The 21,144-nt window shown below is 30.0% G+C and carries 17 protein-coding genes; 9 read left to right on the top strand and 8 right to left on the bottom strand.

Annotation, left to right across the window (positions count from 1 at the left end):
* Positions 1–114 precede the first annotated feature (114 nt).
* The gene (locus J2127_RS06980; RefSeq protein ID WP_209732849.1) at positions 115–1,164 is read right to left on the bottom strand and encodes a methanogenesis marker 12 protein; all 1,050 of its coding nucleotides are present in this window, start codon (positions 1,162–1,164) and stop codon (positions 115–117) included.
* A gap of 433 nt (positions 1,165–1,597) precedes the next feature.
* Between J2127_RS06980 and J2127_RS06975 the strand changes: the two genes are divergently transcribed.
* Positions 1,598–2,656, top strand: coding sequence for a DUF354 domain-containing protein (locus J2127_RS06975; protein WP_209732848.1), 1,059 nt, complete (start codon positions 1,598–1,600; stop codon positions 2,654–2,656).
* Positions 2,657–2,810: 154 nt separating this feature from the next.
* On the opposite strand, the gene psmB is transcribed toward J2127_RS06975, so the two are convergent.
* The 5 genes from psmB to J2127_RS06950 all read right to left on the bottom strand — a co-directional run bounded on the left by psmB (position 2,811) and on the right by J2127_RS06950 (position 8,724).
* Entirely contained in the window at positions 2,811–3,458 is a 648-nt protein-coding gene (gene psmB, locus J2127_RS06970; RefSeq protein ID WP_209732847.1) for an archaeal proteasome endopeptidase complex subunit beta, read from the bottom strand.
* A gap of 236 nt (positions 3,459–3,694) precedes the next feature.
* Entirely contained in the window at positions 3,695–5,080 is a 1,386-nt protein-coding gene (gene proS, locus J2127_RS06965) for a proline--tRNA ligase (protein ID WP_209732886.1), read from the bottom strand.
* A 409-nt stretch (positions 5,081–5,489) separates the two neighbouring features.
* Positions 5,490–6,554 (bottom strand): FecCD family ABC transporter permease, encoded by a 1,065-nt coding sequence (locus tag J2127_RS06960; protein WP_209732846.1) that lies wholly within the window; start codon positions 6,552–6,554, stop codon positions 5,490–5,492.
* A 173-nt stretch (positions 6,555–6,727) separates the two neighbouring features.
* Entirely contained in the window at positions 6,728–7,927 is a 1,200-nt protein-coding gene (locus J2127_RS06955; RefSeq protein WP_209732845.1) for an iron ABC transporter substrate-binding protein, read from the bottom strand.
* A gap of 206 nt (positions 7,928–8,133) precedes the next feature.
* Positions 8,134–8,724 carry an FmdE family protein gene (locus J2127_RS06950; protein WP_209732844.1) on the bottom strand — a complete coding sequence of 197 codons (591 nt, stop codon included), beginning with the start codon at positions 8,722–8,724 and terminating at the stop codon, positions 8,134–8,136.
* Between the two features lie 230 nt (positions 8,725–8,954).
* Between J2127_RS06950 and J2127_RS06945 the strand changes: the two genes are divergently transcribed.
* From J2127_RS06945 to J2127_RS06915, 7 genes are all read left to right on the top strand, one after another.
* A complete protein-coding gene (locus tag J2127_RS06945; protein ID WP_209732843.1) occupies positions 8,955–9,476 on the top strand; it encodes a DJ-1/PfpI/YhbO family deglycase/protease in 522 nt (173 codons plus the stop codon).
* A 410-nt stretch (positions 9,477–9,886) separates the two neighbouring features.
* Positions 9,887–10,642: an ABC transporter ATP-binding protein gene (locus tag J2127_RS06940; RefSeq protein ID WP_209732842.1), complete on the top strand. Its 756-nt coding sequence runs from the start codon at positions 9,887–9,889 to the stop codon at positions 10,640–10,642.
* A 367-nt stretch (positions 10,643–11,009) separates the two neighbouring features.
* Positions 11,010–11,564 (top strand): helix-turn-helix domain-containing protein, encoded by a 555-nt coding sequence (locus J2127_RS06935; RefSeq protein WP_209732841.1) that lies wholly within the window; start codon positions 11,010–11,012, stop codon positions 11,562–11,564.
* Between the two features lie 274 nt (positions 11,565–11,838).
* Complete coding sequence (locus J2127_RS06930; RefSeq protein ID WP_209732840.1) at positions 11,839–13,521, top strand: AMP-binding protein; 1,683 nt, start codon at positions 11,839–11,841, stop codon at positions 13,519–13,521.
* Between the two features lie 285 nt (positions 13,522–13,806).
* Positions 13,807–14,034, top strand: coding sequence for a 4Fe-4S dicluster domain-containing protein (locus tag J2127_RS06925; protein ID WP_209732839.1), 228 nt, complete (start codon positions 13,807–13,809; stop codon positions 14,032–14,034).
* A 144-nt stretch (positions 14,035–14,178) separates the two neighbouring features.
* Positions 14,179–15,228 (top strand): 3-methyl-2-oxobutanoate dehydrogenase subunit VorB, encoded by a 1,050-nt coding sequence (locus tag J2127_RS06920; protein WP_209732838.1) that lies wholly within the window; start codon positions 14,179–14,181, stop codon positions 15,226–15,228.
* A gap of 159 nt (positions 15,229–15,387) precedes the next feature.
* Positions 15,388–16,860 (top strand): 2-oxoacid:acceptor oxidoreductase family protein, encoded by a 1,473-nt coding sequence (locus J2127_RS06915; RefSeq protein WP_209732837.1) that lies wholly within the window; start codon positions 15,388–15,390, stop codon positions 16,858–16,860.
* A 111-nt stretch (positions 16,861–16,971) separates the two neighbouring features.
* Here J2127_RS06915 and J2127_RS06910 read toward each other — a convergent pair whose 3' ends face one another.
* Positions 16,972–18,276, bottom strand: a complete 1,305-nt coding sequence (locus J2127_RS06910) for an APC family permease (protein ID WP_209732836.1) — start codon at positions 18,274–18,276, stop codon at positions 16,972–16,974.
* A gap of 442 nt (positions 18,277–18,718) precedes the next feature.
* Between J2127_RS06910 and J2127_RS06905 the strand changes: the two genes are divergently transcribed.
* Positions 18,719–19,390, top strand: a complete 672-nt coding sequence (locus J2127_RS06905) for a class III signal peptide-containing protein (RefSeq protein WP_209732835.1) — start codon at positions 18,719–18,721, stop codon at positions 19,388–19,390.
* A 201-nt stretch (positions 19,391–19,591) separates the two neighbouring features.
* Here the strand turns inward: J2127_RS06905 and bioB are convergent, their stop codons facing one another.
* The gene (bioB, locus tag J2127_RS06900; protein WP_245326504.1) at positions 19,592–20,644 is read right to left on the bottom strand and encodes a biotin synthase BioB; all 1,053 of its coding nucleotides are present in this window, start codon (positions 20,642–20,644) and stop codon (positions 19,592–19,594) included.
* Positions 20,645–21,144: the final 500 nt, after the last annotated feature.

Below are 21,144 nucleotides of genomic sequence, written 5' to 3'. Positions count from 1 at the left end.
CTCTTTTTCAAATTTTTAAAAAATATTAAAAAACATGTTAAAATAGAATAATATGGCTAAAAATAAAAAATAATAAGGTTTAAATCAATTATATCTATTTATAATGGATAATATTTAATAGTCAATTTCTATGCCTAAAATATCTTTTGCACCATTGTAGATATCTTTTGCAATTAAAACACTTCCTTCTGCAGCACTTTCGCCATCTAATACTGAAATGTCTATTTTTTTACTACTAATGTTATTAACGTTATCCTTATTTTTAATTTCTTTATTTTTATTTAACATTTCATCTATCATAATTGATACATCGATATTTTCCTTTTCATCTTTCCATGTTCCAATTGAACCTGCTAGAACAACTTTATTTGACGGATTTAAAAACATTAAGGAATTTATCTCCATACAAACACTTAAAACAAGGCTATCAAGTGCCAACTTACAGTTTTCATCAATATTGTATCTTCCCATTATGGCTTTTTTGGTATCTTCAACGCCTTCGTATAATTTAGCAATTTTAACTACTCCGGCCTTTGAAAAAGCACTATTGGCGTCAATTTTACCTAAGTCAATTTCCCTAATTAATTCTAAGTCTAAAGGACCGTGCAAAATACCTGAAGCACCAACACAAGCGTCAAAGCCCCCAAATATTTTACAGTCCTTTATTAACAAAGTCACAGTATTTGAGGAAATATCCGAAAGTACAAAATCACTGTAGTCAAAAGTTTTAAAAGCATTGTATACAATAGATATTTTTTCAGGTGAAGCAATATGTGAGTAGAGTGCATTGAATCTTTTATCCATTGAAGCAATGTTTTTATGTAATCCAGGTATTAAAACCGCAGGTATTCCAGAATCTTTTATTTCATCATATACGATAGTGCCCCCGCCCACTTTTTCGCCGATTCCTTCAAGATTTAAAACTCCTCGATTTAAAACTTTTTGTATGTCTGTTATTTTATTTATTCCGTCCCCCATTGAATAACAAACACCCATTAATTTAATTTCCTTTAAATCCACATACTTTTTTAATTCTTCTATGTATGATTTTGATTTTGATTTAAGTTCGGTTCTTTTTAACTTAAAGAATTTCTTTTCCCCGTTATTGTATTCGATACAGGTTGTTACGCCAGATGTGCCGTGGTCTATTCCTACAAATGCCATTTTTTCACGTAAAACTAAAATTAATACTATTTTTATTTTTTTTATGATATATGTATTAAATGAAAATAATTATATATAAACAATACTATTTATTTTATTAAAAATATATTTTAAAAACGTGTTAAAGTATTTTAGTATTTAAAATTGAGGATTGTACATAATCATAGACTTAAACTTATAGCATAATACTTATAACTTAATAATTATAACTTAAAAATTATAAATTATAAATTAAAATTATAAATTAAAGATTTGTAAAATTTTATTCTGATTTTTAGGTTTTAGGATATATTATTTTTGAATTAGTAAATAATTACGAATAATTTCTAAATTTATACATGTTGTATAATTCATGTATTCATGTTGTACATATACATTATATTATATCATATTATCAGATTTATTGTTTATTATATGTAGTATCGGTGATTTAATGACTACTGACGTATGGATTGATTTAACAAATTCCCCTCATATACATTACTTTTCAAGGCTAATAGAAAAGTTAGAGAAAGAAGGATTAGAATATATACTAACAGCCCGTAAATTTCAAAGTTTAGAAGATTTAATAAACATTTACGGTTATGAATACATTTCTTTCGGGGAACATTCAAGTACTTTAAGTGGAAAGCTCTTAAATTCTACAAACCGGATAATGGAGCTTACAAAATTCATTTCAAGGGAAGAAAATATGCCTAAGGTAGCTATAGCTAAACACTCCGTAGAACTTCCCCGGGTTTCTTTTGGATTAAATATACCGTCTATATTCGTTTTGGACAACGAAACAGCTTTAGCTCAAAATAAATTAACTTTGCCCTTGATAGACGAATTAATATGTCCAATAGGTACAAAAAATAAGTTAGATGAAATACAAAAACATAATAATATTTCTTATTTTGATATAAACAATATTATATCGTTTGAAGGTACCTGTGAAGTTGCAAATGTAAATTCCCGGTCTAAAAGTGATAAATATCCGATTGATAACGCTATACTCTATGAATTAGATATTGATAGAGAATTACCAACAATCGTGTTACGTTCATGTCCTAATTCTTCATACTGCACGGGAAAAACGGATTTGTTACCAAAAATCATTGAAGAATTACTTGACAAAATAGGTTGCAATATTGTTGTATTTCCAAGAACTAGGAGACAAAGGGAAGTTTATTCAAAATATGACAATATTATTATTCCTAAGACTATAGACGCACTTTCCTTATTGCATTTTTCAAACATGATGATAGGAGCGGGCGGTACAATGAATAGGGAGGCTGCGGTAATGGGTATTCCTACAATTTCATGCTATCCAGAAACTTTGCTCGGTGTAGATGAATATTTAACCGAAAAGGGCAACATGGTTCATACAACCGATTTAAGCGAGATTATCGATTATGCAATAACTAATATCGGCGTTAAAAATAAAGTGGCTGATTTAGAGGATCCTACCGAGTTAATGTTCCAAAAAATTTGTGAAAAAATGAGTAGATAATTATTAAAAATTAATATTGACTTTAAAATTAAATTTAAAAATAAAATATACTACATTATAATAGAATGTACTAAAATAGAATAAAAAGAAGAATAAAATTAAAAAAATAAATTTAATTATTTCTTATTTCTTATTTCATTATTTCATTATTTCATTATTTCTTTTCTGTTTTTTTCAAAATGGCTTCGATTTCTTTTTCAGAGTATAGTTTTACCCCGTTTTTATCGATTTTAGCAAGTGAAATTCCGTTTCCTGAGTAAGCATCTCTTTTCATAGCTGAGGATATGGCTTTTACAGCTAATTTTAAAGCACCTGCTGTTTTTATTTTAGGAGCGTATTCAGCTTCTAAAACACCGTAAGCGGTAGGTGAACCTGAACCAGTTGATGTAAAGGTTGTTTCTTCGTTAATACCACCTACTGCATCAAGTGAATATAATTGTGGTTCATCGTTACAAACATCGTAACCGCCAACAATGAGCTGGTTCATTAATGGGAAATGTCTGTTTCCGTGTAAAACATTGCTCATTAAGGTTGTACAAGCCAAAGGTGACATGTTGTTACCGGTTCTCATTTTGTAGATTTTTGTTTCTGCGGATATAATTCTTACAAGTGACTGAGCATCTCCAACGCTACCTGCAATTGTCATTGCAATATACTCATCGATAGGGTACAATTTTTTAGCTTCTTTATCTGCAATAAGATTTCCCATTGTCGCTCTTTTATCTGTTGCCAATACTACGCCATCAGTACAAGCAATACCCACTGTTGTAGTACCTTTCATGTATTTGTATTCTTCAGACATTGTAAAATCACCCGCTGTCTTTTTAAATAATTTTTTTAAATATTTTGAACTATTTTTAAATAATTTCTTATAAATTTTATTTATTGTTATATACTGTACTTTGTATTATATAATAATCTATATTTTTAAACTAATATATTACTTTTGATTTAAAATTAAAGAGAGTTATATGTTAAATAATCTATTGATACATATTATCATATAATTAACATATAATTAACATATAATTAACATACTTAGTATGTTTTTGCAATTGAAATATATTTTGTTCCTTCAAATTCGCATTCTCCAAGTATTGAAGCACCAATTTGCTCTTCAAATTCTTCATTGTACAATTTTTCAGCGAATGGAATTAATACAACTTTTCTATTGTTTAAAGCTTCTTGGATGGTTTCAGCTAATGCTTCAGTTTCAATACCTTCGATACTCAATATTTCAATATGCCCTAAGAATGCGTCATAAGCTTTTTTAGCCATATCTGATGTCACTGTTTCCATTAAATCAGCGAGATATTCTGCATTTAAGTCTTCAATAGCTACATCGAATTTTTCGTTTGTATCTCTTCTAAATATCATTACTTTGTCATTTTCCAAGTCTCTTGGACCTAATTCGATTCTTAATGGAACACCTTTTAATTCCCAATCGTTAAATTTACGTCCTGGTCTAATATCTCTTGTATCTAACTCAATTCTTACGAACTTTTTCAATTTGTCGTATAATTCATTAGCTTTCTCAAGAACCATTTCTTCTTTGCCTTTGAATAATAAAGGAACCATTGCAATTTGAACAGGCGCAACTTTTGGAGGAATTACGAGTCCGTTTTTATCGCCGTGAATTGCAATAATTGAAGCAATAACTCTGTCAGAGATACCGTAGCAAGTTTGGTAAGCGTAATCTTTTTCTCCTTCTGCAGTTTCAAACTCTAAGTCAAAGGTTTTAGCAAAATGTTGACCTAAATTGTGTACGGTACCGATTTGCATAGTTTTTCCGTCTGGATATATGGTATCGTAAGCGGTTGTGTACTCTGCACCAGGGAATTTGTCCCATTCTGGTCTTTTTGAGATTAAGACTGGGATTGCGAGAGATTCAAAGAAAGTACTGTATACGTACATTCCTTCTTTAACCTGAGCTTCACATTCTTCTTTGGTGCTGTGAGCGGTGTGTGCTTCGTTAAAGGTCATGATTTCTCTAAGTCTTATCAAAGGTCTTGTGTGTTTTGTCTCGTATCTGAATGTGTTAACGGTTTGATATAATTTAAATGGTAAATCAGTGTGAACTTTAAGCCATTGTTTCATCATATGGTAAATAGCTGTTTCTGATGTAGGTCTTAAAGCTAATCTAACATCTAATTCGTTTTTACCGCCGTGTGTTACCCAAAATACTTCATCTTCAAATCCTTTGATGTGCTCGCCTTCTTTTGCAAGTAAAGTTTCAGGTATTAACATAGGAAATAGTGTTTCGTCGTGGTTTGTAGTATCTAACAAATCTCTAAGTATTTCAAATGAATATCTTCTTATTTTAAATCCGTATGGTAAATATACTCCGCAACCTTTAATAGGGTACCTTAAATCGTATATTTTAGCAGTTTCTAAGATTTCACCATACCATTCGGAGAATTCCAAGCTATCCATGTCATTTAATGATATGTCCTTATCCTGTTTTTTGACTTTTTGTGTTTCTTTACTCATTTATTCACCATAAAATTTTATCAGTATATGATACTATATGATATTAATAATATTATTAATTAGAATAATTTTTGTCGTAACTTAAATTAAAACTATTTTTGTGAAATACCACTATTAAAATATAATTATATCTATATAAAATAAGTTTATATAATTTGCGTATTTTGCATTAAAGAATAGAATATTAAAATAAAACTAAATCTAAAACTAAGTCTAAATCTGATATTAGACTTAAAAATAAAATTAAAAATATAAAAAATAACTAAAATATAAAAAATAACTAAAATATAATGTATAAAATTAAAAATATAAAAAAATAAATTTTGTTATTTTTTTTGTTATTTTATTTCTTATACATTCTCATTAATAAGTAAAGGAACATTGGAGCACCCAAGAATGAGGTTAAAATACCCACCGGTAATACTATCGGTGAAATAATTGTTGTAGCAATCAAATCTGAGAATGTTACAATTACTGCACCCACTAGTGCAGAAAGTGGTATTAAATACCTGTAATCTCCACCCACTGCAATTCTAACCAAGTGAGGACAGATTAAACCAATAAACCCGATTATTCCCAAGAATGAAACACAAATAGAGGTTAAAAGTGATGCCATCACCATACCTAATAATCTTGTTCTTTCCGTGTTAACCCCTACTGATTTAGCTGTTTCTTCCCCACTTTCAAGGGCATTGTAGTCCCATCGCTTATATATAAAGTAAATCATGGAAATAACTGCAATGGCAAACATAATTGTTATTTCGGTCCAACCTGCACGACCTAAATCTCCGAAGGTCCAATAAACCATAGCCGCAAGTTGCATTTCATCTGCAAAGTATTGCAATAGTGTCGTACCGGCAGTAAATAGGGAACCCATTGCAACACCGGCTAAAATCATTGATTCTGGAGTTAATCTTCGCAATTTTGCTAGTCCTAGCACAACGAAGACACCAATTAATGAGCCAATGAAAGCAAATACTGAAACTGCTTGGAAATTATCTACTACAATTGAACCGTGACTATCTGCACTTCCTACGCCCAATAACATAATTGCTACACACGCACCAAACATTGCACCGTGTGAAACACCCATTGTATATGGTGAAGCAAGTGGGTTTCTAAGTACACACTGCATAACAGCACCAGAAACAGCAAGGCTTACCCCTGCAACAGTTGCTGCAAGAACTCTAGGAATTCTAATGTTCCAAATAACTAAATCTGAAGCCACGCTACCGTTTCCGAATATCGAATTTATTATGTCCATAATCGAAAGCTGATATTCTCCCGTGCATATCGAGTAAATGCTTATGATTATTAACAATAATATTAAAATTAATCCAAGGATTATTTTTTGTAAATTTTTCTTTTTATACAAACTTACTGTATCGTTTGAATTATTAGAGTCCATAATACCCCTTTTCTTAACATAAAGAATTTAAACTAAATTTATTAATTTTATTTAAATTTATTAATCTTATTTAATATTATTAATCTTATTTAAATTTATTTAAATTTATTTTATTAATTTATCTAATTAACCAATATAAAAATAATTAATGAAAAAGTAAATAATTAATTATTTTAATTTTTATTTACAAGTTCATCGAATTTAGCAAATCCGCCGTAAGTTTTTGCCATGTCACTGTAAACTGGTTTACCTACGATTGCAGTGTAGATTTCATCTGCTTTTTCTTCTGGGTTAACATCTGCGAACTGTTCAGGGTAAACAACTTTACCAATATAGTACGCATCTACTATTGCAGTACCGTAATTAGTACTGTAGTATGTATATGGTAAGGTACAGTAAACTTTTCCATTTTGGAACGCGCCTAATGAAGCATAGTACTCAGGGTTTTCGTTATAGTCTTTTTCAATGTTTTCAAAGCTACCTTCATCCACAAATATAAAGTCAGGGTTTTCAGCAACCAATGTTTCAGGATTAATAAAACTGTGTCCTGGTTTAGTTACGATGTTATGTAAACCTATAGCTTCGAATGGTGGGAAAATACCTTTTGTACTGTCTATTCCGTGTGAACCTCTATTACATATACCTCCAACATAAACAGTTGGTTTTTCAGTAATATTCTGAGTTCTTTTGGTTAAGTCTGCTTGATATCCTTTAAATGTATTAATGAGTTCTTCAGCCCTTTCACTTCTATCTAATATTTTACCTATTAATGTAAGGGAAGTGAATAATTTTTCATCTTTAAAGTCTACTATATCGCCATATGATAAAACTACAACTGGAACGCCCAATTTTTCTTGAATACTGTCTGCTTTTGTAGCATCAATATTTACTACGAATACTACATCAGGTTGTACAACTAATGTAGCTTCTGGGTAAGGTCCATTTCCTACGTCTTTACCGCCACCTAATCCGGTGATTGGTAATTCTTTAAATGTATCGTAATTTGCAATAGTATAAGGTCTACCAAAAGCGCTGTCATGGTCAATTGTTTCAACACCAACAACCAAATCGGTAGCTTGTAAATATGATATTTGTCTTAAAGCACCTGCTCCGGAACAAACAATTCTATTCACTGTTTTAGGTACTTTTACCGTTCTTCCCTGCGTATCTACAATTTCTATTAAATCGCCTGAAACATCCGCGCCAACTTGTTTATCTCCGTTATCAGTTCCATTAGTTGCAACGTTTGCATCTGCACCTCCTCCGATACAGCCTGCCATGCTAACTGTTACCATTAAAAGTGCCATAATTACTGCAAACACAGATAACTTGGATATATTTTTACAATTATTTTTAAAAGATGGTAATTTCAAAATAACCCTCCGTAATCAAAATTTTAGCATTATATTATATAATAATCATTATTTTCAATATATGGGAAATAATAACACAAATAAATTATTCGTAATACTAACTATCTATGAAATTTTATCATTTTACTTACGTATATTTCGATACAATTGATGAAAATAGGTATCATAATAAAATAAAAAATGATAGTATTATAAAATTAGAGTTATTATTGTTCCATATGTACTATTTTATTAAAGCAATCTTTACATACTACTTTACCGTCAATGGTTCTTCCTTTAATTTCCATAAAGTATTCACCACAGTTTTCACATACTAAAGAGTTGTATATTCTTGCTTTTTTAGGTTCTTTAATTGTTACTTCTTCAATATTAAAGATTTCATCAGTTTCAGCTTTAAGAATTCTTGCAATAACATCTTTTCTAAATTCTGCTAATTCTTTAGCTTCTTGCTCATTCAATTCTCTTCCAAGATAGTAACTATATTTTTTTCTTTCTTCATCGCTTTCAACGCCTTTGACGTATATTCTTAAACCTTTACCAGTTTCTCTGCAGTAAAATGTAAATGCCATTTTACCGTGGTCTACAAACTTAATGTTACCTTTCCCAAAGGTACAGCTAAGCATTACTTGGATAGCATCTACACCACAAGCGTTATTTTCAACAATAGCAACTAACTCTTCGTCTTCAGATTCTTTACTGAAGTTTTCCAATACGTATTTTGCTACCCTATATCCTGTAGCAATTCCCGGACATTCGTGACCGTGGAATTCTAAAACTTTTTGGTATATTTCGTCCATAATTCACCATTCTCTATTATATGTTTAACTCGTAATATTTATTTTATATGTAGTATGGTAATAATAATAAAAATTAGTTAATCGTATTACTATATATAATTTCCGATACATTTTCAACGTAAAGCTAAAAATAAAAATAGGGACTGAATTGAAATAATAATACATAAATAAATGTTTAAAAATAAATTAATATACATATTGTAAAAATAAAAATAATAAAGAGGGATTAAATGACTGTATTACTAGTAATTGCACAAAAAGACTTTAGAGACGAAGAATTATTCGAACCGTTGCAAGTTTTCCAAAGTAAAAATAACATTGCTACACAAGTAGTTTCTAATGAATTAGGCGAACACGTGGGAATGTTGGGGCGTAAAATAACCACTAATAAAACAATTGATGATGTAAAATCGTCAGATTACAATGCAATCGTAATAGTGGGCGGTTCAGGTTCAAGAGACTATTTGTGGAACAATGAAACCCTTTTAAAACTTATAAATGAATTTAACGACGATAAAAAAGTTGTTTCAGCTATTTGTATTTCTCCGGTAGTATTGGCACATGCAGGCGTTTTAAACGATAAGAATGCAACTATTTTCGAAGATGATGAAAGTATCGAAGAGATGAAAAAAGCAGGGGCAAAATTATCAAATGATGGCGTTGTAGTTGACGGAAATATCGTAACTGCAAAAGGGCCTCAAGTTGCAAAAGAATTTGGAGAAAAGGTTCTCGAATTAATTGAAAATTTATAATTATAACTGTAATATTAATACTTAAGGTACTACTTAACGTAATACTTAAATTTTTTATTTTTTATTCTATTCTATTTTAGTTTATTCTATTTTATTCTATTTTATTACTTTTGATTATCTTTTTATTACCTTTTATTATATTTTATGTTAAGGATATTACTATTATTATTTTTATGTATTGTTCGTAATACAAAATTATAAAAAGTATTAATGTATAATATACAATAATAGTTATTACACTTATACTTATAACATTATAACTTAACTTTAATTGAATTCAATATTAAGTTAATTCTATTGAGTTAATTAACAGTATGGTTAAAATTAAAACTAAAAAATTAAAATTTAAAATTTAAAGCATGGGAAATAACAAATAAGAAATGTCAAAATTTTTTTATTGGGAGATTGATATGATAGTTTCAGTAGATGGGGTAGAATTTAAATACAAATGTTCTAAAATACTTGAAAATATACAATTTGACGTAGATGAAGGACAAGTGGTTTCAATATTGGGCGTAAACGGTGCTGGAAAAAGTACTTTATTAAAATGTATAAACAGAATCATAAGCCCTAAAAAAGGAACCATTATGATTGATAATAACAGTTTGGATACATTGGGTAGGTTAGATCTTGCCAAAAAAGTTGGGTATGTCCCACAAAGGTCAGAAGGTAATTATATGACCGTATTTGATACTTTACTATTGGGTAGAAAACCACACATAAAATGGGAAGTTTCAAACAATGATATAGAAATAACCGAGAGAGTTTTAAAACTTTTGGATCTTGAAAAGCACGCTTTAAGAAACACGAATGAATTAAGCGGCGGGGAATTACAAAAAGTGATCATCGGAAGAGCATTGGTTCAAGAACCTAAAGTAATTTTATTAGATGAACCTACAAACAATTTAGACCTTAAAAATCAGCTTGAAGTTATGAAAATTATTAAAGATATCTCAAGGACTCAAAATATAACCTCCATAATTGTTATGCACGATTTAAATCTTGCTTTACAGTATTCGGATAAATTTTTACTTTTAAAAGATGGTAATATTTACGCAGAAGGTGGCAATGAAACCATTAATAGTGAAAGTATCGAAAAAGTGTACGGTGTCGAAGCCGGCATACATGACATAAACGGCGTAAAAATGGTTATACCACTTTACTAATTTAATTCTAAGTTAATTTAACTTTTTTATTATTATTTTATTATTATTTTATTATTATTTTATTATTATTTTATCATTTATTATTTTTAGTTTATTCGTTATTTTTTTATTTTAAATTCTGCAGTATTTAAATACTGACTAGATACTAATTTAATACCAAATACTTAGTAATTGCCGAATAATTAATTATTTATACTATATTTTTTATTATATTCATAGATGGCAATATACTATATTATCCAAATATACGGTACATATATAGTATACTACAATTGTTATCGATTAATCAACATAAATAAACATAGAAACATAAAATAAACATAGACAATAGACAATCAAAACAAACCAAAACCAAATGGTGATTATAATGAAAAGCAATATTAAAGATATTATTTTAAGGATTATTGAGTTTAGAGATATTACAGGAATTAGCATTGATGAAATGGCAGAATATTTGCATATAACTTCAGAACAGTATCGTGCCTACGAAAATGGCGACGCTGACATACCAGCGAGCATGCTATGCGAAATAGCACATAAGTTTAATGTAGATTTAAGTCTACTACTGACTGGTAAGGATACGAAAATGCACATATTTTCCGTAACACGTAAGAATCAAGGCGTAATAGTAAATAGGCGTAAAGAATACAAATACGAGAATTTAGCATCTAATTTAACACATAAAAAAGCAGAACCGTTCATAGTAACTGTAGATCCGCGAGAAGACGGCACAAGACCATCAGATAACTCACATTTGGGTCAGGAATTTATCTACGTACTTGAGGGTGTGCTTAAAGTTTACATTAATAATAATGAAATTGTATTAAATGAAGGCGATTCAATGTTCTTTGATTCAACATATGAACACGCAATGGAAGCTTTAGAAGGTAAACAAGCTAAATTTTTAGATTTACTTGTATAAACACGAATGAAATAAAAAATAAAAAAATAAAAAAATAGAAAATAGAACATAAAAAAACAAACGGAAAAAACGATTAAAAGATTAAAAATTAATTTTAAAGGAAGATGGATAGTATAAGATATTTAAAAATAAAATAGGTAATATCTAAGTATCAATATATTTAAAAATATTAATAGTCAATACTATCTTCATTTTTTAAATTAATTTAATTAATCCTATTAATCTCATTAATATTAATTAATTTTGATTAAATTAATATATAAAAGGTGAATTTATGGTTTCATTATTAAAAGAATATGTAAACAAATTAGATTTTGAATCATACGAAGATTTTAAGGAAAATTTTAAAATAAACGTGCCAGAAAACTTTAATTTCGCATACGATATAGTAGATAGGTATGCAAAAGAACATCCTGATAAAAAAGCTTTAGTTTGGTGCAATGACGAAGGTGTCGAAAAAATATACACATTTGCGGACATAAAAAAGTACAGTGATAAAACAGCAAACTTTTTCTTGAGTAAAGGCATAAAAAAAGGTGACGTGGTAATGTTAACCTTAAAAAGCCGTTATGAGTTCTGGTTTTGTATACTAGCACTCCATAAAATAGGTGCAGTGGCATTGCCTGCTACACACATGTTAACAACAAGAGACATCGTATATAGGGTTGAAGAAGCTCAAATGAAGATGGTTGTTTGTATAGACGATGAAAGCGTTTTACAATACGTAGATGAAGCGTACAATGAAGTTAGCGACGATTTGAAGTTTCAGAGAGTTTCTGTTGGAGATAAAGATGTTGAAAACTGGCTTAATTTCAGAGAAGAATTTGAAAAAACTTCTGAAGATTTTGTTAGGCCAAAGGACTGTGAAACAGAAAACGGAGACACAATGGTAGGTTATTTCTCATCAGGTACATCAGGGTTCCCAAAATTAATAAAACACGATTATTTGTACCCCTTAGGTCATATATTGACTTCTAAATTCTGGCAAAATGTCCAAGAAGATGGTTTACACTATACCGTAGCAGATACTGGCTGGGCAAAGTGTTTATGGGGTAAACTCTACGGTCAATGGATATGCGGTTCAGCAGTATTTGTCTATGACTATGAGAGATTTGACGCTAAACACATGCTTGATAAAGCTTCAAAGCATGGTGTGACTACATTTTGTGCACCGCCTACGGTATACAGGTTTTTAATAAAAGAAGACCTTACAAAATATAATTTCTCAACTTTAAAATATGCCGTAACTGCAGGAGAGCCTTTAAACCCTGAAGTTTATAATAAGTTTTATGAATACACCGGTTTAAAATTGATGGAAGGATTTGGACAAACCGAATTAGTTGCAGTAATAGCTAATTTCCCAGGTATGGAGCCAAAACCTGGTTCTATGGGTAAAACATCACCTATGTACAATATAAAATTGTTAAACTATGCTGGAGAAGAATGTGACATCGGTGAAGAAGGAGAAATAGTAGTACTAACCGATAGAGAAAATAAACCTGTAGGGATGTTTTCAGGATACCACGATGAAGAAAAAACAAACGCAGCTTGGTATGACGGTGTGTACCATACCGGTGACACAGCTTGGAAGGATGAAGACGGTTATTTATGGTTTGTAGGTAGAACAGACGATATAATCAAAAGTTCAGGATATAAAATAGGTCCTTTCGAGGTAGAAAGTGCTTTAATGACACACCCTGCAGTTTTAGAGTGTGCAATAACCGGTGTACCTCACCCAGTTAGGGGGCAGGTTGTAAAAGCTACAATCGTTCTTGCAAAAGACTACACGGCTTCAGACGATTTGATGAAAGAATTGCAGAATCACGTTAAAAGTACGACCGCACCGTACAAATATCCAAGAATCGTTGAATTTGTGGAAGAATTGCCAAAAACAATAAGTGGAAAAATAAGAAGAAACTGTATAAGGCATAAAGACAAGGATTTATGCAACGAATAACTAAAAAAATAAATTAATAATAAAAAAATAAAATACAATAAATAAATTAAAAATTTTATTTTTAATATTTTAGTATTTTAGTATTTTAATTTTTAACCCATTTAAGATGGACTAACTTTGAAAAAATCATGAAATATGAACTTTATTTTCTTAAAATTTATATATAATGGTTTTATATTATATCTTGAAATTAATTATAATGATTAAATATGATAAATTAAATTAAAGAATATTAAAAATATTAAAAATATTAAAAATTACTATACTAACTTAAAGAGTGAAAATATGAGTAATCCATACCCTGTTATAAATACATTAGAATGTAAAGCGTGCGAAAGATGTATCATCGCTTGTCCAAAAGACGTACTTTACATGAGCGAAGAGTTCAACGAAAGAGGCTACCATTTTGTAAAATACACTGGCGAAGGTTGCACAGGTTGTGCTAACTGTTACTACACATGCCCAGAGCCTTTAGCAATTGAAGTGCACATACCACTTAAATGTAAAAAATAAGAAAAAATATAAATTAAAATTGAATTAAAATTGAATTAAAAAAATAAACTAAAAAATAAACTACATATTACAAAATATTAAATTAAACTATATAAAAATACGATTTAAACAATTATAATTTAATTAATTGCATAGAGGTAAAATATGGCTACTCAATTAATAAAAGGAAACACAGCAGTAATTATCGGGGCTATGTACGCAGGATGTGACTGTTATTTTGGATACCCAATCACTCCAGCAAGTGAAATATTACACGAAGCTTCAAAATACTTCCCAATGGTAGGAAGAAAGTTCGTACAAGCTGAATCAGAAGAAGCGGCTATTAACATGGTTTATGGTGCAGCTTCAACAGGACACAGAGTCCTTACAGCTTCATCAGGTCCGGGTATCAGTTTAAAACAAGAAGGGGTCTCATTCTTAGCCGGTGCGGAACTTCCTTGCGTTATCGTGGATATTATGAGGGCAGGACCTGGTTTAGGAAACATTGGTCCAGAACAAGGTGATTACAACCAGGTTGTTAAAGGTGGCGGTCACGGAAACTATAGAAACATAGTATTGGCACCAAATTCAGTTCAGGAAATGTGCGACTTTACAATGAAAGCATTCGAATTATCAACAAAATACAAAAATCCAGTTGTAGTTTTAGCAGATGGTGTTTTAGGTCAAATGGTTGAGCCGTTACAATTCCCTGAAACAGCAGTTGAGCCAAAAATAGATAAATCCTGGGCAGTATGTGGAACAGAAGATACAATGGATAATTTAGTAACTTCAATTTTCTTAGATTTTGATCAGTTGGAAGAATTTAACTACAAATTACAAGAAAAATACACTAAAGTAGAGGCTAACGAAGTACTTTACGACGAATATATGGTTGAAGATGCTGAAATTATTTTAGTATCTTACGGAATCAGCAGTAGAATCGCGAAAAGTGCTGTAGATACTGCAAGACAGGAAGGTTTAAAAGTAGGATTATTTAGGCCTATTTCATTATATCCATTCCCAAAAGATAGATTAAAAGAATTAGCAGATAGAGAAGAGTTTGAAACAAGATTTATTTCAGTTGAAATGAGTAACGGACAAATGATGGAAGATATAAAACTTGCTATTGAATGCAATAAACCAGTATCTTTAGTTAACAGCATGGGCGGTAAATTAATGGATATTGAAAAAATAATGGTAGAAATTAGGAAATAATTCTAATTATAATATAATTATATTATGGTATATTATATTAAACTTATATTATAGTATATTAGACTTATATTAGACTTATATTACAATTATAAGCTGATAAAACAAGAATATTTACAATTTAATTTAAATAATATAACGAATGAATAATTAGGGGAAATTATGAAGACAAACACAGAAAATATGTGCGAAACACCTAACGAAAAAGTAATAAGAAACCCAAAAGGGCTTTTAGAAGAATTCCCAAGAAAAGGCGGTTCAGCACCAACAGCAACCCACTACTGTGCAGGATGTGGTCACGGAATTATACATAAATTAATCGGCGAAGCAATGGAAGAACTAGATATAATGGACAGATGTGTAATGATTAGTCCTGTGGGCTGTGCTGTATTTGCCTATTATTATTTTAACTGCGGAAACATTCAAGTAGCACACGGTAGGGCTCCAGCAGTTGGTACGGGTGTATCAAGAGCTCAGGATAATTCCATCGTATTGTCCTATCAAGGAGATGGTGACCTTGCTTCAATCGGTTTAAACGAAACAATGCAAGCTGCAAATAGGGGCGAAAAGATGGCAGTATTTTTCGTAAACAACACTGTTTATGGAATGACTGGCGGTCAAATGGCACCAACAACTTTAATTGGAGAAAAAACAACCACCTGTTTAAACGGTAGGGATCCAGATTATACGGGATACCCAATTCACATGTGTGAATTATTAAATAATTTAAAAGCACCGGTTTATATTGCTAGAGTGTCCGTATCAGACATTAGACACATTAGGAAAGCAAAACAATCCATTAAAAAAGCTTTAACTATCCAAAAAGAAGGAAAAGGTTATTCATTCATTGAAATATTGAGCCCTTGTCCAACTAACTTAAAACAAAATAGTAAAATGGCAGAAGAATTTATAAACGAGCAAATGGAAAAAGAATTCCCATTGGGCGTATATAGGGATAACTACGATGAAGCAGTACCTTATAACAGACCAGAAAGTGATTTCTCAACTGAATCTTTGAATAACATATTTGAAGTTGAGAACGGTGCAGAAAATGCTATATATGACCCAGAGTTCAATGAAAAACACGTTAAAATTGCAGGATTCGGTGGTCAGGGTGTTTTAAGCATGGGTTTAACTCTTGCAGAAGCAGCTTGTAGTTCAAGAAACAATGTGTCTTGGTATCCTTCATACGGTCCAGAACAAAGAGGTGGAACCTCAAACTGTTCCGTTGTAATTTCTGGAAAGGATATCGGTTCACCAGTAGTTTATGCTCCTGATTTATTGGTTGCATTCAATAGGCCGTCATTAGAAAGCTTTGCAAAAGATGTAAAAGAAGGCGGAATCATATTATGTGATGAAAACATCGGAAATATCAATGAATTAAATTTGGAAGTTCCAAAAGATGTTAAAATTATAAGCGTACCTGCTTTAAAACTTGCAAGAGAAATGGGTAATGAAAGAGCTATGAACACGGTTATGTTGGGCGTAATCATGGCATTAAATACAACAGGATTAACAAAAGAGACTTTTGTTAGTGCAATTGAAAAAACGTTTGCTAAAAAGCCTAAATTAATACCTATGAACGTTAATGTATTAGAAGCAGGCGAAAAATGGGCAAAAGAGAATTTAAATTAAATTAATCTAAATTTAATTTATTTATTTATTTATTTTATAGCATTATTTTATAATATTAGTTTTTTATTTTTAATATTTTATTTTATTAAATTTTTATTTTTATTTTTTTAGTTAATTATTTTTTCTATCCAAATACCAATTAATTAATGCAACTATTAAAAACAAGCTTAAAATACCCAAAACCCATTGCGATGAGTACATTAGCATAATAAAGAAGCAAATGGAAATTAATATTGCACCAAATCGTGGAAGGCTATTTTTAAATACTTTTATAGATGCTAATAATGACAACAAGGCATTACCAATTAAAAAGGCGTTTGTCATCGTAATTATGTCTGTTAAGCTTAATAAATTGAAAGCAAGTATTCCTATTGTCACTATATTCGCAATAAACAAAAATCCAATACCGCCTACTGGGACATTTGTTTCATTCCGCAAGGACAATGGTTTGCACAAAAAACTAGGGAAAGCCCCATTTAACGCTTGAGAAGTTATTAATCTACTAACTCCACCTATTATCATCATATATGAGCAGAAGCAAAGCCCTGTAACGGTTATTGTCAATAAAGCATTTGCACTATCGCCGAATAGGGGATATAAAATCACCGATAGCATAGAAACCATATTTGGAGGATTTACTAAATTCGTGTCTATGGTTTGTATCGCAAATGAAACAACGACATAAACTAATGAAACAATTAAAACCGCCAATAAAGCCGATTTTGGTATTATTTTTTTAGGGTGCTCTACTTCTAAGCTATAATTTCCTAAAATTTCCCATCCTAAAATTGACCAGAACATTATTAAGAACGAATGACCTATATCATAGCTCGTTATTGCTGTAGGTACAAATACTGGGTCCTTTCGATAGAATGCAATTGTGAACAACCCTCCTGCTAACAATACTACAGTTATAATACTAGATAATATCGTAGAAATCTTACCGACCTGTGCAATATCTTTTAAAAGGGTTATAAACGCTAAAGAAAGCAATAACAGTGCATAAAACTCAGGTGGTAGGGACAAGCCCCAGTTTGAAATTAAAGCTGATAGGTACTCGCCTGAAACCATAAGTATTATAACAGGTCCCAAAAATGCTGAAACTATCAAATATGTAGCTGTTAAATTCCTAAATGATTTTCCAAAAGAATATTCAACAACATCCGCTAAACCGGAGTCTCCAGGGAATAATATACATAATTTACTTGCAATATATGCAAAAATTCCACTTAGTATCATCATAAATATCCAACCAAAAACGGAGTAATCCCCGAGTGTTTCATAAACTAATGGGGGCATTATTACGATTCCCGAGCCTAGTAATGGACCTATAATAAGTCCCGTAAGTGTAAAAATTCCTAATTTTTTCCCGTTTGTAGTGGTATTATTATTAATTTTATTAGTGGTCTTATCCATATTGGTCACGTGTTTTATTTTTTTAGTTACTTTAAATTATTTTGAAAGTGCTATTTAAGGTTATTATTATGTATTATTACTATATAACTATATTTTTAGTTACTTTAAATTATTTTAAATTATTTTTTAAGTTACAAACTATCGATATTTTGCTTTGTTTTTTTGTAAAAATTAATCTACTTACTTAATATAGTAATAATTTTATAAATAATATCATAGAATAAAAAATCAAATTAACTATATTTCCTAGAAATACAATCAATATGTAGGTAATATAATGGATAATATATAGATAATATCAACGACCAAATATTATAAATTAATAGTAACTATTTTTAAATTTCAATCTACATAACGCCTCATTAAGTTGAAAAAATTACGTTATAAGACTTTAAAAACCTTAAAAACCTTAAAAATGTTATAATATTTTAGGGGTGACATTTTGAAACTAAATCTATTAAAAAAATCCAAAAAGGGGCAAATATCTTTGGAGTTAATACTGCTACTATTGGTCATATTACTTTCTGCATCAATTTTGGCATATATATTTTTAAATGACGTTGCCGAAAGCTCGGGAATTTTAAGCAATATTGATATTTTAGGTGGTTATTCAACCGGAGACGTTCAAAATGCTACAAATAAAACCGTTTTGGGTCCCTTAGTTGGTAATGTGCGTATAGGTGCGTGTTGGATTTACGACCCTTCGAACCCACAAACTGCTTATGAATCGGGTTTTATGGCCGTAGATACAAACGGTGTTGCATATACATTAAATAGTGATGGTTTAGTCCAGAGTAACGGAACCATTCAGCCGGAATTAATAGGAAACGATACAAGTGTTCCGGGCAGTACGGGTGTAGTTTACAGATTGCATAATATTAAATATTTCATGGTAAAACCAATAGATAACGTTAATCAACCATTACCTCAAGCTAATTATGTGTTAAAATTAAATAACACGGATTTAGTCGACGATTATGGTACAAATAGGTATTTAGCCACTGCAATAAACGAAGATGGTACGGTGGATGTTAAAATATACCCGCAATACGGTGTTTATATTTACACACTACCGCACGACTTTTATGGTTCGCTACTATTCTATGAAACTTAAGAATGGTAAAAATAAATAAAATAAATAAATAAAATAAATAAAAAATAAAAAATTAATATTATGGAATAAAATAATGCTATAAACTAATATTATAAACTAATATTATAAAATAATGCTATAAAATAAATAAATAAATAAATAAATTAAATTTTTTTTTTATTTTCACTTAGTTTTTTGTTGATTATTGGATATTAATCACTATTAAATCTCAAAACCCATTTCTTTTAACATTTTTATATCCTTATCTGGACTTTGACCGTCAGTGGTTAAATAATTACCCACCATAAGACCGTCAAGCGAATAAAATGCTAAATTTTGCAAATCTCTTAAGACATGTTCTCTACCGCCACATAGCCTTACACTACTTTGCGGGTAAATTATTTTCGCAATTGCAATGGATTTCAATGCTTCTATAACCCCAATTGGCGTATAAACTTTATTATCTATTAATTCATAGTTTTTAGTACCTTTAATAGGATTTAACAAGTTTAATGCTATACTATCTACACCAAGTTCCTTTAAATCATATATCATACTATGTCTATCCTTTTTAGATTCGCCAAGACCAAAAATACCGCCACTACATACGCTAACCCCGTATTTTTTGGCTTTTTTCGTAACTTCGTACTTATCTTCATAGCCATGGGTGGTACAAATTTTATCAAAGTACTCTTTTGAAGTTTCTAAGTTATTATGTAATCGTATATCGTTTTCTGCAAAAGCTTTTATTTGATCTTTTGAGAGTATACCTAATGACGCACAAGTTTTTAATCCTGTTTCTTTCTGTATGCTTACTAATGTTTCGAGAATTGTTTCAAATTCTTCGTCAGATACCTTTTTACCACTCGTAACTATCGAGTATCTGTTACAGTATTGTTTCATTCCTTTTGCGTTTTTTACTATTTCCCGAGGGGTTTTTAATCCATATTCATCTATCTCACAGGTATTATGGATAGATTGAGCACAAAATGAACAATTTTGTGTACATTTGCCAGATTTTGCATTTATTATCGAACATAAATCCATTTTTGGCTTTTTACTGTTTCCACAGATAATTTTTAAATTATTTGTTGTATTCAATAACACATCTAAATCTAAATCCCATAATTCTAAAGATTTTTTGTAGGAAATACCTTCTAAAGAGGAATTTAAAAGTTCTTCGTCAATTATATTTAATTTGGAAATATCTATATCCCCATTTACATCTTCTGAATTTTCTACGTCATCATTTTCGTTTTTTAGTTCTTTATTCATGTTATCTCATCTTTAAATTTTAATTATTATTTGTATTCGTAATTCATAATTCGTAATTTGATATATAATATGTAATTATACTATATAAAATTAAAATAGTCATACAATGTTAAACAAATATAAAACAAGTAATAAATCAAAAACAAGTAATAAATCAGGTGATAAATTAACTACCCTTAAGTTAACTACTTAATTAACTACTTAATTAACTAATTAATTAACTAATTTAACTAGCTAATTATTGATTAATTTAATTAACTAATAAAAAAAATTAAAATAAAATAGAATAGACTATACAGACATACATAGTACAATATATAACTCAAAATACATTAAGTATATTTACATAATACATTAATTTAAGTACATAATTTAAGATATAGCATATAGATATTGAGGTATTATTATGCTATTAGATAGTTAATAATTTTGCAAAAGCAGTTTTAAGTTCTCTCTTTAATAATTAGGTATTTATTATTTTACGTCTCTAAAATTATTTA

The organism is Methanococcus voltae (genome assembly GCF_017875395.1).
GTDB lineage: Archaea > AGJL01 > Methanococci > Methanococcales > Methanococcaceae > Methanococcus > Methanococcus voltae_C.
Note: the sequence above shows the minus strand (reverse complement) of the source record. Positions and strands in the feature narration are given on the sequence as shown.